Source organism: Candidatus Pantoea floridensis, assembly GCF_900215435.1.
Classification (GTDB): Bacteria; Pseudomonadota; Gammaproteobacteria; order Enterobacterales; family Enterobacteriaceae; genus Pantoea; species Pantoea floridensis.
The window spans coordinates 848440-861972 of the sequence record NZ_OCMY01000001.1 but is presented as its reverse complement, the minus strand read 5'-3'; the positions used below and the strand labels follow the sequence as shown (position 1 = coordinate 861972).

The window sequence follows — 13533 nt, the reverse complement described above, 5'->3', positions numbered from 1 at the left end:
TGAATCGGTCACCATGAATGGTGACCTTACGTGGATATAGCCGGGTCTTCGTAGGGTGCGCATTCATGCGCACCTGCTTAAACAGGCATTTTTTTACTTGAGTGAGCAGCATTACGCCATTAAGGGCGACCCCTGCAAATTAACGCTCTTCAAATTCCTGATAATTATAAATTCCCGCCGCCAGCACCAGCTGCGAAGCCACTTCGCGCGCTTTCTCTTTATCTACCAGTAAATCAATCAGCTTCAAGGCAAAATCCATTGCGGTGCCTGGCCCCTGGCTGGTGAGTAGATTAACGCGCGGATCCCACACCACACGACGCTCCATCCATTTATTGTCTGGAATGGTGTCGCGTAAGCCGGGGAAACCAGTCATATTGCCGACCGGGAAAAGATCGTGTGGCACCAAAACCGTACCCGGCGCGGCACAGATCGCCGCCACAATTTTGCCTGAAACATGGAACTGGCGCACGGTCTCCACCAACAGCGGACTGTCGCGGAAGGTTTCGGCACCTTTTAGGCCACCGGGCAGCACTATCGCGTCGTATTCATTATCGGCCACTTCAACCAGTGGTGCATCCGCCAGTAAGCGGACGCCGCGTGAACAGACAATTTCACGGGTGCCATCGCTCTCCACGCTAGCGGTGGTGACGCTTAATCCACCACGCACCAGCAAATCGATAGTGGTGACCGCTTCGGTCTCTTCACTGCCATGTGCCAGGCAAACCAGAACCGATGCGTTCGCGCTCATAGTGGGACTCCTTACGTTTAATCAGATCGTACAGACGGGTGTTTTCTGGCAGCGAAATCCCTTGCGCCCGGGCGCGGCGTAACAGGTAGCCAGTGATGTAATCAATTTCAGTCAGACGCTGCGCCCGCACATCCTGCAGCATGGATGAGATATTCGCGGCGGTGCTATCAATCACGTCATAGATAATGTCGCGCAGATTATCCACCGCGATATGCTGGCCTTCGCGCTCCATAACCCACGCGATTTCTTCACATAAGGTTGCGATTTGCTGTGGCCATGCACGCAACGCGCCGTTCTGGCAATTGTGCTCCACAGTAAGCGGATTGATGACGCAGTTGATCGCCAGCTTACGCCAGCTGGCTGCAGCGATATTGTCATGCCAGGCCACATCTGGCAGGGCCTGATGCAGAATATCGGCGATATCGCTCAGCGCGGCACTTTCCCGGCTGACGGGGCCAATATGGGTAATGCCCTGAGCGATATGTTTGATGACCGTTCCATCACGCATGGCGGCATGCGTCGTGATCCCGCGCAGCAGCGGCTGACGCAGATCTTTCAACTCGTCCAGCGTCCCCATGCCGTTATGCAGCAGCAGAACCGGGGTATGTGCGGGCAGCACGCTTTGCAGGTTTTTCACGGCCGGAGAGACTTGCGGTGCTTTGAGCGTTACCAGCAACAGCTGACTTTCAGCGAGGAATAGCGGATCGTTGGCAATAAAAGTTTGATTACTTACGTGACCCTGTAGATCAACCACATTCACCGAGCAGTACGGCTGCGGCACACGTAACCAACCCTGGACCTCATGTCCTTGGCGGGCGAGAGCCGCGAGCCAAATCTGACCCAGAGCGCCGCACCCTAGCACGGTAATTTTCATTTTTCCTCCCGTGGGTGGGTTCCTGTTTGCACGTCATCGGTAAGTATAGCTTTCCGCGTATCGTGTTTTATTAGCGCCTCAAGACGCGTATTATGCATGTCACTTTAGTATCAGGAGAAGAAAAGATGCCATCTTTCGATATCGTTTCCGAAGTCGAATTGCCGGAAGTGCGAAATGCCGTGGAGAATGCGAGCCGCGAGATCTCAACCCGTTTCGATTTCCGTAACGTGAGTGCAACCATTGAGCTCAACGAAAAGAATGAGACCATCAAAATCAGCAGCGAATCTGATTTCCAGGTAAAACAGCTGGTGGATATTCTGCGCGAAAAGCTGCTGAAGCGTGGCATTGAAGGCGCGGCGATTGACGTGCCAGAAGAGATTGTGCACAGCGGTAAAAGCTGGTCTGTTGAAGCCAAGCTGAAAAAAGGCATCGAAAGTGATGTGGCTAAAAAGCTGGTAAAACTGATCAAAGACAGCAAGCTGAAAGTGCAAACGCAGATTCAGGGTGAAGAGCTGCGCGTAACCGGCAAGTCACGTGACGACCTGCAAGGTGCGATGGCGCTGGTGCGCGGTGGTAACCTTGGTCAACCTTTCCAGTTTAAAAACTTCCGCGACTAATCGCGTTTATCGCGCGCAGCACGACGATAGATTGTGCTGCGCGCAACGCCTAATGCCTCTGCTGCTTTGCTGATGTTGCCATTGAAGCGCTGTAGCGTTTCGTTAATCAGCCGCTCATCATGACTCTGCCGATTTTCCTGAGAAGGCCTCGTCGCGCGACGATATTCCGCAGGTAAATGTACGTCTGTCACTTCCTCACCTTCATCCGCCAGCGCTAAGAGTACGCGTAGCAAGCTGCGTAGTTGTCGCACATTACCTGGCCACGGGAGCTGAGCCAGAGAAGTTAGCAGCGCAGGCGAGAGCTGAATATCGCGCTCGCCACCGCCTAACTCCAGCCATAAACGGCTGATAAATCCTTCCACATCTGGCCAGTCGCGCAGGGGTGGAATGGTCATAGAAAACTCCTGCAGCCGATAGAGCAAATCTTCCCGGAATTCCCCAGCGGCAACGCGTGAGTCTAAATCACGGTGCGTGGCGCAGATGACGGCAAAATTCACCGGCCAGCTGCGACTGGACCCGAGCGGTGCCACTTCTTTCTCCTGCAACACGCGCAATAAACGTGTTTGCAGCGCCAGCGGCATATCGCCAATCTCATCGAGAAACAGTACGCCGCCGTCCGCCTCACGGATCTTACCGATGTAGCCCTGTTTGCTGGCACCGGTAAAGGCACCGGGCTGATAGCCAAACAGTTCAGATTCGATTAGCGCTTCGGGAATCGCTGCGCAGTTGATGGCGACAAATTTACCGGCCTGCCAGCGACTCTGCTGATGCAACGCCCGGCTCACGTACTCTTTGCCACTGCCGGTTTCGCCGTGAATACACAGCGATACGCCAGCATTGAGTAGCCGCACCATTTTTTCGCCATCGCGACGCAGGGAGAAAGGTAAATCACGGGTAGATTCACTCGGTGTGGCGAAATGGTTGCGATGCGGAGCGCGCAGGCGGAAATAGTAGCGCTGCGTGGCGTACTCGAGCGGAGCGGGAACGGTGTTGTCTTGTTGCTGCTGTTGTGGAAACAGCTGCTGGAAAGTCAGGGTGCCCAGCTGCTCCGCACTCAGCGCCAGCTCACGCATCGCCAGTCGATTAGCGGCAGTTAACACGTTGTCGGAGAACACCAGCAGCAGTTCATCGCGAGTATCAATACCCTGCGGCTGACAATGCAAACTCATCAACCACTGCTGTGGATGCAGGCTTTGCTTCACCCAGAGGTATTCAATCTGTTTAGCGGCTGCTTTCACCCAGCTAAAGGTTTGCGGATGTGGGAAGTGGGCAGGACCGGAAATGTCCAGCACGCCAGCAATCTGACCATTTGGCATTTGTAGCGGCATCGCTGCGCAGTACAGGCCTTGATTGAGCGTAAGGAAATGTTGATGGCCGGCGATTTCACAGCCGTCATCAATCGCCAAAGCGGTACCAATCGCATTGGTGCCGCGGCCGCATTCACTCCATAAATTGCCGGGCGCGAGCGCATAACGCTGGGCTTTCTCCATTGAAGGCATGTCGCCAAAGGTATTAAGCACCATACCGGTGGCATCTGACAGGATCAGCACTGACTGCTTTTCAGCCAGTTTTTGCGCCAGCTGCTTGATGACCGGCTGAGCAAACTGCTGAAGCCCGGCGTTACTGGCGAGTAAATCTGCCAGTTCACCCTGGCGAACGCGCGGAAAATCATCGGCGGTGCGGTCGAGGCCATACAGCTGGCTACGGAACCAGGAGTCGCTTAACAGCGGATTGGCGTTAGCGGCAGACGCGGATGGATTTCCCTGCATTGTTGACCTCGTGTGCTGATAAATGTGTTGCAGCATTGTAGCGGTTCAGTTTCCGTACTGTTGCGATACGCAACACAGATGACGAACTTTGCTGCGTTAATACCCATTATAAGAATGCTTATTTTTTATTAATTTATTGAATTAAATCGTTTTTATTTCATTTTTCGCCAATTGGGAAAAGCTGGCACGCGCGCTGCAATAGCTTACGCGACGGCGATTGATTCAATGAGAAGCCACAGGGCTGACGCTGTCCGTTCAGATTATCTGACCCTACATTAAGGAGTTTGCGATGCGTTATGCACATCCCGGTACGCCCGGCGCTTTGGTTTCCTTTCAAGCGACGTACGGCAACTATATTGCGGGCAAATTCGTCGAGCCGCTGAGCGGCCAATACTTTACTAACACCTCACCGGTGACTGGCGGCGATATCGCACAGTTTCCTCGCTCGGATGCACGCGACATCGATTTAGCACTGGATGCCGCTCATCAGGCAGCGGAAGCCTGGGGGAAAACCAGCGTCCAGCACCGCGCCAACATCCTGTTGCAGGTGGCGGATCGCATTGAGGCGAATCTCGAGAAACTGGCGGTAGCGGAGAGTTGGGATAACGGTAAACCGATTCGTGAAACCCTGAATGCCGACCTACCGCTGGCGGTGGATCACTTCCGCTATTTTGCCGGTTGCTTGCGCGCACAGGAGGGCAGCACCGCAGAAATCGATGAAACGACCGTGGCGTATCACTTCCATGAACCGCTGGGCGTGGTGGGACAAATTATCCCGTGGAACTTTCCGCTATTAATGGCGGCGTGGAAACTTGCGCCGGCGTTGGCTGCGGGGAATTGTGTGGTGTTAAAACCGGCGGAACAAACGCCGCTGGGTATTACGCTGCTGATGGAAGTGATTGGCGATCTGTTCCCGGCGGGCGTGCTAAATGTGGTGCAGGGTTTTGGCCGCGAAGCCGGTGAGGCGCTGGCGACCAGCAAGCGTATCGCCAAAATTGCCTTTACGGGTTCTACGCCGGTAGGTCGTCACATCATGGCGTGTGCTGCGGAAAACATCATTCCCTGTACCGTCGAGCTGGGTGGCAAATCACCGAACATCTATTTCGCTGATGTCATGGACGGCGAGGACGATTTTATTGAAAAGGCGGTGGAAGGTTTGGTGCTCGGCTTCTTCAATCAGGGCGAAGTCTGTACTTGCCCGTCGCGCGCGTTGATTCATGAATCGATCTATCAAGCCTTCATGGATCGCGTGATGGCGAAGGTGGCAAATATCCGCCGTGGTGATCCGTTGGATACCGACACCATGATTGGCGCGCAGGCTTCGCGTCAGCAATTCGACAAAATCCTGTCTTATATCAACATCGCACGCGACGAAGGTGGGCAGATTCTGACGGGGGGCGATCGTGCAAACGTCGCTGCTGAGCTGAATAACGGATTTTATATTCAGCCTACCTTAATCAAAGGAACCAACCAGATGCGCTGTTTCCAGGAGGAGATTTTTGGGCCGGTGATTGGCGTCACCACCTTTAAGGATGAGGCAGAAGCGCTCGCCATCGCCAACGAAACGCAGTTTGGTCTCGGGGCTGGCGTATGGACACGCGATACCAATCTGGCGTATCGCATGGGACGCGGTATTAAAGCTGGGCGCGTCTGGACCAACTGCTATCACATCTATCCCGCTCACGCGGCATTCGGCGGCTATAAGCAATCGGGTGTGGGTCGTGAGACGCACAAGATGGCGCTGAGCGCCTATCAACAAACCAAAAATCTGCTGGTCAGCTATGGCACCGCGCCTTTGGGTCTGTTCTGAGTCCGCATCCGATCAAATGGAGAGTGAAAGATGAATATGCACATCAAAACCACCATGAAAGCCGCCGTTGTAAAGTCTTTTGGTGAACCGTTAGTGATTGAGCAGGTACCGGTGCCGCAGGTTGGGCCGGGGCAGATTTTGGTGAAGATCGCGGCAACCGGCGTGTGCCATACCGATTTACATGCGGCGGAAGGAGACTGGCCAATCAAGCCCAATCCGCCGTTTATTCCCGGTCACGAAGGGGTAGGGCAGGTTGTGGCGCTAGGGGAAGGGGTTAAACATCTGAAGATGGGCGATCGCGTAGGTGTGCCGTGGCTCTATTCGGCATGCGGTCACTGTGAACACTGTCTGGATAGCTGGGAAACACTGTGTCTGTCGCAACAAAATGCCGGTTATTCAGTAAACGGTAGCTTCGCAGAATATTGCCTCGCCGATGCCAACTATGTTGGCATCATTCCGGATAACGTTGATTACAACGAAATTGCGCCGATCCTCTGCGCGGGGGTCACCGTCTACAAAGGCCTGAAGATGACTGACACCAAGCCTGGCGATTGGGTGGTGATTTCTGGTATCGGTGGATTGGGGCATATGGCGGTTCAGTATGCGGTGGCGATGGGGCTCAACGTGGCGGCGGTAGACATCGACGACGAGAAGCTCGAGTTTGCGAAACGCCTTGGTGCCAGCGTGGTGGCCAATGCGAAAAATGTCGATCCGGCGAAGGTGTTCCAGGAGAGTTTCGGTGGGGCGCACGGCGTACTGGTCACTGCGGTTTCACCAAAAGCCTTCGAGCAGGCGATTGGCACGCTGCGTCGCGGCGGCACCATGGTGCTAAATGGTTTACCACCGGGCAAATTCGATCTGTCGATCTTTAATATGGTGCTGGATGGCATCACGGTGCGCGGTTCTATCGTCGGTACGCGTAAAGATTTGCAGGAAGCATTAGATTTTGCCGGTCGTCACAAAGTGAAAGCCACCGTGGCGGTGGAACCGCTGACCAACATCAACGATATTTTTGCACGCATGCACGCCGGTAAGATTGAAGGGCGCATTGTGGTGGATATGTCGTTGTAATAAAAAGCCCGACGCTAGGGTCGGGCATGTTTTTTAGCAGCTGGCGAGCAGCGCTTCAAGTTCGACGCGGCTCGTCACTTTACTGTCGATCTTGATGTAAGCACTTTTCTCTTCCGGCACGATAAATACCGATGCTACGCCGGGCTGCGCTTTCAAACGTTTCTCAAGGTTTGGCACCGCCAGCACCGCATCACTGAGCATGATGCGCAGGCTGCTGACGTAAGGTGGCTCCTGCATCGACATCGCCACAAACAGCCACGCTGCTGCGACAATCGCACCCACCAGGAATACGGTTTGTGCATCAACGTGCCCAAAGATCCAACCACCCATACTGCCGCCAATCGCCACACCAATGAACTGGCTGGTGGAGTAGATACCCATTGCGGTGCCTTTATAACCCGCGGGTGACTCTTTACTGATCAAGGATGGCAGAATTGCCTCCATCAGATTGAAGGCAAGAAAGAATAGCTGCACGCCAATCACTAACGTCCAGAAGTGGCCCGCAGCGCCCCATAGCACGATCTCCGCGACGATAATGGTTGCTACGCAGCCGACAAACACGCGCTTCATGCGGCGCTTCACTTCGGCATAAATAATGAAAGGCACCACGGCGACAAAGGCGATCAGCATCGTGACCAAATAGACTTTCCAGTGTTCTGCCGCGGGCAAACCGGCCTGTTCAAACTGGCCTGGCAGTGCAACGAAGCTCGACATCAGCAGAATGTGCAGGCAGAGAATACCGATATTCAGTTTTAACAATCTTGGATTGGCCAACACCGCGCGGATGCTGCCTTTTACCATACCCGATTCGCGATTAAGTACGTGGTTCGGTGCCGTTGGCACCACTAACAAGGTAATTACGATGCCGAGCGTGGCGAGGATGGCAATCATCCAGAACAGCGCGTGCAGGCCCAGTGCATGGGTGACAATCGGGCCGACCACCATCGCAATGGCAAAGGTAACGCCAAAACTGATACCGATGAACGCCATGGCTTTGGTGCGGTTCTGTTCGCGAGTTAAATCTGACAGCAGCGCCATCACCGCAGCGGCGATCGCGCCGGAGCCTTGCAAGGCGCGGCCTAAAATCACGCCCCAGATGGAATCGGAAGTGGCGGCAATAACGCTACCAAAGACAAAGAGTAGCAGCCCACCGACGATCAGCGGCTTACGGCCAACGCGATCGGAGAGGAGACCGAAGGGAATCTGGAAAACGGCTTGTGCTAAACCATAGATACCGATTGCGAGACCAATCAGCGTTTCACTAGCGCCCTGTAACGCCATGCCGTACGTGGTGAGTACTGGCAAGACCATAAACATTCCCAGCATGCGCAGGGAAAAAACGGTGCCTAAACCCCATGTAGCGCGAAGCTCTACTGGCGTCATTTTATTGTCGTTCATGTTTACCTCAAAATTATGCTGTGCCCATTTTAGGCAGCAGGGCAGGGCGGGTAAAACATTTGTTCTTAAGCAGTGGTAACAAAAAGAAAGGGCGCGAAATTCGCGCCCTTTACTCCATTTGCGGTGCTGTATTACCAGACGTAAGTCAGCAGATCTTTTGACGCGGGCGTCATGAAATCAACCGACATCATCACGCTCAATGCGGTGATTGCGACAATTGAGAACACAAACAGTTTACGCGCCCAAACTTTATCGTTTGAGGTTTTGTAACCTGAGAGCGCCATGCCGAGCCACCACACGCTCACGGCTGCAGCCACCACCAGATATTTGTAGCCCGCGTAACCGCCAAGCGTCAGCATCAGCGTGGCAATCATGAACGCCAGGATATACAGCGTAATATGATTTTTTGCCACCGAGATGCCTTTCACTACCGGCAGCACCGGAATGTTGGCAGCCTGGTAATCTTTAAAGCGGAAGATGGCAATCGCATAGGAGTGCGGCATCTGCCACAGGCTAAAGATAGCCAGTAAAATCAACGCGCCAGCATCAAACTGGTTGGTCACCGCGCAGTAGCCAATCACTGGCGGCGCAGCGCCAGAGAGGCTACCAATCAGCGTGCCGTAGACCGAGTTACGCTTCATATAGAGGCTGTAAACGCCTACGTAAACCACGAAGCCCATCACCGCCAGCCACATGGCCAGCGGATTAGCGCCGAAATACAGCAACGCAAAGCCAGCAATACCCAATGCGGTTGCATAAACCAGGCTTACTTTCGCCGAGATCAGGCCTTTGACCAGAACACGGTTCCGCGTTCTCTCCATTTTGATGTCGATATCGCGGTCAATCACGTTGTTGAAAACACAACCTGATGCGACAACCAGCGATACGCCAACCAGTGAGGCGAGAAACAGGGTGTAATCAATGCTGCCTTTCGAAGCCAGCAGGAATCCACCGATCACAGAAATTAAATTGCCGAAAATAATTCCTGGTTTTGTTACTTGCAGGTATTGCTTAATCATTACGCGACTCTTTAGTGGGCCATCATGTTGTAGTTGAGGTTCCACATAATCCACAGTGAGCCTACAACAACAATCAAGATGATGAGTGCTGAGAAGACGATGGCCACCATGTTCCAGCCACCTTCTGATTTGCTGTCTAAGTGCAGGAAGTAGACCAGGTGAACCAGCACCTGAACCACCGCACACACCAGAACCACACCCAGAATGGTGCCGTGTGAAGCGCCGCCATCCATCACCATCCAGAACGGAATACCGGTCAGGATGATCGAGAGGACGAAGCCGATCATGTAAGACTTCACGCTACCGTGCGAAGCGCCATGTTCGTTAACAGAATGACTCATTACATGGCTCCCATCAGGTAGACAACGGTGAATACGCAGATCCACACCACATCCAGGAAGTGCCAGAACAGGCTGAGGCACATGATACGGGTGCGGTTGGTTGCAGTCAGACCACGTTTAGAAATCTGGAACATCATCACTGCCATCCAGATCAGACCAGAGGTCACGTGCAGACCGTGCGTGCCGACCAGCGTAAAGAACGCTGACAGGAAGCCGCTGCGGTCAGGACCGAAGCCTTCCTTGATCAGGTGATGGAATTCATAGATTTCCATCCCGATGAAGCCTGCACCGAACAGGAAGGTCAAGGCTAACCAGCTGATGACCGAGCCTTTGTTCTGGTTGTTCATCGCGATCACTGCCATGCCATAAGTAATGGAGCTGAGCAGCAGCAGCGCGGTTTCGACCAGAACGAACGGCAGTTCGAAGATGTCTTTACCTGCCGGGCCACCGGCAGTGTTATTGACCATAACTGCATAGGTCGCAAACAGGGTTGCGAAGATAATGCAGTCACTCATCAGGTAGATCCAGAAGCCAAAGACTTTATTGGCTCCTGCATCGTGATGCCCATGCTCCGCATGGGCGTCGTGGTGGTGTTTTGCAGTTTCAGTTGACATTATTTCAGACCTGCTTTGCTGATTTCGTCAAAGTGCTTCTTCTCGATCTGCTCGACTTCGGCAACCGGTACGTAGTAATCCACGTCTTCATCGAAGCTCTTCACAATCCAGGTCACGATAGTACCCAGGAAGGTGAGGCCAGCCAGCCACCAGATATGCCAGATCATTGCGAAACCGAAGACAGTCATCAGAGCCGCGATAACAACAGCTGCACCGCTGTTTTTCGGCATATGAATTTCTTCATATTTTTCTGGCTGCTTATACGCTTCGCCTTTCTCTTTCATTTCCCAGAACGCATCACGCTCGTGAATCTGTGGGATAACGGCAAAGTTATAGAACGGCGGTGGTGAAGAAGTTGCCCACTCCAGCGTACGGCCACCCCACGGGTCACCGGTCAGATCGCGGTTCTGGTCACGGTCACGCACTGAAACGTAGAACTGGGTAATCTGGCACAGGATACCGCAAGCGATCAGCGCCGCACCGCCTGCTGCAACCACCAGCAGAGTGTGGAACTGAGGATCGATGTCCTGGCTGATACGACGCGTCATACCCATGAAGCCCAGCGCATACAGCGGCATGAATGCCACGAAGAAGCCGATGATCCAGAACCAGAACGCGCGGATACCCCATTTTTCATTCAGCGTGAAGCCAAATGCTTTCGGGAACCAGTAGGTCACGCCAGCCATACAACCGAACACCACACCACCGATAATCACGTTATGGAAGTGGGCAATCAGGAACAGGCTGTTGTGCAGAATGAAGTCTGCACCTGGAACCGCCAGCAGAACACCTGTCATACCACCAATAGAGAAGGTAACCAGGAAGCCGATGGTCCACAGCATCGCTGAGTGGAACTCAACGCGACCCTGATACATGGTGAACAGCCAGTTGAAGATTTTCACGCCGGTCGGGATGGCGATGATCATCGTCATGATACCGAAGAAGGCGTTTACGTTCGCGCCGGCACCCATGGTAAAGAAGTGGTGCAGCCAAACAATGAACGACAGTACGGTAATCGCGATGGTCGCCCACACCAGTGAGGTGTAACCGAACAGACGCTTTTTAGAGAAGGTTGCAGTGACTTCAGCGAAGACACCAAACACCGGCAGAACCAGGATGTACACTTCTGGGTGACCCCAGACCCAAATCAGGTTGACATACATCATCATGTTACCGCCCATTTCATTGGTGAAGAAATGGAAGCCGAGATAACGGTCAAGTGTCAACAGAGCCAGCGTAACGGTCAGTACCGGGAACGCAGCGATGATCAGGACGTTAGTACACAGTGATGCCCAGGTGAATACCGGCATTTTGAACAGGTCCATGCCCGGTGCACGCATCTTCAGAATGGTAACGAAGAAGTTGATACCGGTCAGTGTGGTACCGATACCGGACAGCTGCAGACTCCAGATCCAGTAATCGACCCCGACGCCAGGACTGTACTCCGCACCCGAAAGCGGCGGATAAGCCAACCAGCCGGTCTGTGCAAACTCGCCCACACCCAGAGAGATGTTCACCAGGATCACACCGATCGCGGTAAACCAGAAGCTCAGGTTGTTCAGGAACGGGAAGGCAACGTCACGTGCACCGATTTGCAGCGGTACCGCGATGTTCATCAGACCTACCACGAAAGGCATCGCCACGAAGAAGATCATGATCACGCCATGCGCGGTGAAGATCTGGTCGTAGTGGTGCGGCGGTAGAATGCCAGCTTCCCCAGCGGAAGCCATCACTTGTTGGGTACGCATCATTACCGCATCGGCAAAGCCGCGCAGCAACATGACGAAGGCCATGATGATGTACATGATACCCAGTTTTTTGTGGTCGATGGAGGTGAACCATTCAGACCACAGGTACTGCCACTTACCAAAATAGGTAATCGCCGCAACCAGCGCCAGACCACCCAGAATGATAGCGGCAACCGTAACCACGATAATGGGTTCGTGGTATGGCACTGCATCCAGTGTTAATTTTCCGAACATCGTATTATTCCTCGGCTCCCGCGGAAGCGGCGTGACTCATGTCCATACCTTTATGCTCTGGCATGTCCATCTTCCCGTGGCTCATCATGAACTTATCAATAACTTGCTTGAACAGTTCTGGATTAGCAGTTGAGAAATATTCCACCGGGTGATTTTCGCTTGGCGTAGCCACTTTCTCGAAATCATCCATGGTGGTCAGCGTGTTAGGTGCCGCTTTAACTTTGGCCACCCACTGCTGGAATTCCGCATCGTCTTTGGTTGCAATGGCTTTGAACTTCATACCAGAGAAACCACGACCACTGAAGTTTGCAGAGATACCGTCAAATGTTCCTGGCTCGTTGGCGATCAGATGCAGTTTGGTCTGCATACCGGCCATCGCGTAGATCTGGCTGCCGAGAGTAGGAATAAAGAAGGAGTTCATCACGGAGTTGGAGGTGATCTTGAAGTTCACCGGAGTATTTGCCGGGAAGGCAATTTGGTTAACGGTTGCAATACCCTGTTCTGGGTAAATAAACAGCCATTTCCAATCCAGCGCCACTACATCGATCTCAACCGGTTTAACGTCAGAAGCCAGCGGTTTGCTTGGTTCCAGCGCGTGGGTTGATTTCCAGGTCAAAACGCCGAGGAAGATAATGATCAGGATCGGAATGGTCCAAACCACGGCTTCCACTTTGTTTGAGTGTGACCAGTTAGGGCTATAGGTTGCATTAGTATTGGTTGCCCGATATTTCCAGGCAAAAAATACTGCCATGAAGACTGCCGGGATAACCACGATCATCATCAAGCCAAAAGCTGTCAGAATCAGCGAACGTTGCTCCAGTGCAATCTGTCCCTTGGGATTTAACAACGCACTATCGCAGCCACTGAGTAATACAGCGCCTGCAATTAATGACAAAATCCCCAAACTTTTATTGTATTTACTGAGTCTCATTTAACGACCTCAATGACAAAGGGCTCTATTGTCGTTTAAGTGTGCGCGCATTTTACGGGAAGGTTTATGCAGTGTAAACCAGCTTAAGGATGTGTCAGAAGGCTGTTGACACCTTTTGCTAAGGGTGTCACAGATGTTACGCAGGGTGACAAATTATTAACTGCGACAAGCAGTTGGCGTCAATATAACAAAAAACAATGATAGAAACCGCAGAAAAATCAGGGAAAGTATAAACCGTACTCTTAATGCTCATTTATTTAACATTTCTGCATCATTTTGGCGATGACTTTTAAACAAACTAATTGCTCACCGGATTTAAATATTAGCCTTTGATGTTAATTTAATGTTTCTAATTCGCG

12 protein-coding genes are annotated in these 13533 nt (G+C 52.8%); 3 read left to right on the top strand and 9 right to left on the bottom strand.

Features of this window, described 5'->3' with window-relative positions; translation table 11 throughout:
• Positions 1–139 precede the first annotated feature (139 nt).
• Together yajL and panE are read right to left on the bottom strand one after the other, a co-directional pair.
• Positions 140–748, bottom strand: coding sequence for a protein deglycase YajL (gene yajL / locus CRO19_RS04150; protein ID WP_097094725.1), 609 nt, complete (start codon positions 746–748; stop codon positions 140–142).
• Positions 702–1622, bottom strand: coding sequence for a 2-dehydropantoate 2-reductase (panE, locus tag CRO19_RS04145; RefSeq protein ID WP_097094724.1), 921 nt, complete (start codon positions 1620–1622; stop codon positions 702–704). The genes yajL and panE overlap by 47 nt, the downstream gene beginning before the upstream one ends.
• Positions 1623–1747: 125 nt before the next feature.
• On the opposite strand from panE, the gene CRO19_RS04140 reads away from it, so the two are divergent.
• The gene (locus tag CRO19_RS04140) at positions 1748–2239 is read left to right on the top strand and encodes a YajQ family cyclic di-GMP-binding protein (protein ID WP_097094723.1); all 492 of its coding nucleotides are present in this window, start codon (positions 1748–1750) and stop codon (positions 2237–2239) included.
• Here CRO19_RS04140 and CRO19_RS04135 read toward each other — a convergent pair.
• Positions 2236–4008 carry a sigma-54-dependent Fis family transcriptional regulator gene (locus tag CRO19_RS04135; RefSeq protein WP_097094722.1) on the bottom strand — a complete coding sequence of 591 codons (1773 nt, stop codon included), beginning with the start codon at positions 4006–4008 and terminating at the stop codon, positions 2236–2238. The genes CRO19_RS04140 and CRO19_RS04135 overlap by 4 nt on opposite strands.
• Positions 4009–4297: 289 nt before the next feature.
• On the opposite strand from CRO19_RS04135, the gene exaC reads away from it, so the two are divergent.
• On the top strand, positions 4298–5818 hold the full coding sequence (exaC, locus tag CRO19_RS04130; protein WP_097094721.1) for an acetaldehyde dehydrogenase ExaC: 1521 nt from the start codon (positions 4298–4300) through the stop codon (positions 5816–5818).
• 30 nt (positions 5819–5848) lie between these two features.
• A complete protein-coding gene (gene adhP / locus CRO19_RS04125) occupies positions 5849–6889 on the top strand; it encodes an alcohol dehydrogenase AdhP (protein WP_097094720.1) in 1041 nt (346 codons plus the stop codon).
• 33 nt (positions 6890–6922) lie between these two features.
• Here adhP and CRO19_RS04120 read toward each other — a convergent pair whose 3' ends face one another.
• From CRO19_RS04120 to cyoA, 6 genes are all read right to left on the bottom strand, one after another.
• The gene (locus tag CRO19_RS04120; protein WP_097094719.1) at positions 6923–8287 is read right to left on the bottom strand and encodes an MFS transporter; all 1365 of its coding nucleotides are present in this window, start codon (positions 8285–8287) and stop codon (positions 6923–6925) included.
• Between the two features lie 131 nt (positions 8288–8418).
• The gene (gene cyoE, locus CRO19_RS04115; protein ID WP_008103945.1) at positions 8419–9306 is read right to left on the bottom strand and encodes a heme o synthase; all 888 of its coding nucleotides are present in this window, start codon (positions 9304–9306) and stop codon (positions 8419–8421) included.
• 11 nt (positions 9307–9317) lie between these two features.
• Complete coding sequence (locus CRO19_RS04110) at positions 9318–9647, bottom strand: cytochrome o ubiquinol oxidase subunit IV (RefSeq protein WP_007886986.1); 330 nt, start codon at positions 9645–9647, stop codon at positions 9318–9320.
• On the bottom strand, positions 9647–10261 hold the full coding sequence (locus tag CRO19_RS04105; protein WP_007886985.1) for a cytochrome o ubiquinol oxidase subunit III: 615 nt from the start codon (positions 10259–10261) through the stop codon (positions 9647–9649). The genes CRO19_RS04110 and CRO19_RS04105 overlap by 1 nt, the downstream gene beginning before the upstream one ends.
• Positions 10261–12243: a cytochrome o ubiquinol oxidase subunit I gene (cyoB, locus tag CRO19_RS04100; RefSeq protein ID WP_097094718.1), complete on the bottom strand. Its 1983-nt coding sequence runs from the start codon at positions 12241–12243 to the stop codon at positions 10261–10263. The genes CRO19_RS04105 and cyoB overlap by 1 nt, the downstream gene beginning before the upstream one ends.
• 4 nt (positions 12244–12247) lie before the next feature.
• Positions 12248–13174 carry a cytochrome o ubiquinol oxidase subunit II gene (cyoA, locus tag CRO19_RS04095; protein ID WP_097094717.1) on the bottom strand — a complete coding sequence of 309 codons (927 nt, stop codon included), beginning with the start codon at positions 13172–13174 and terminating at the stop codon, positions 12248–12250.
• Between the last annotated feature and the right edge of the window lie 359 nt (positions 13175–13533).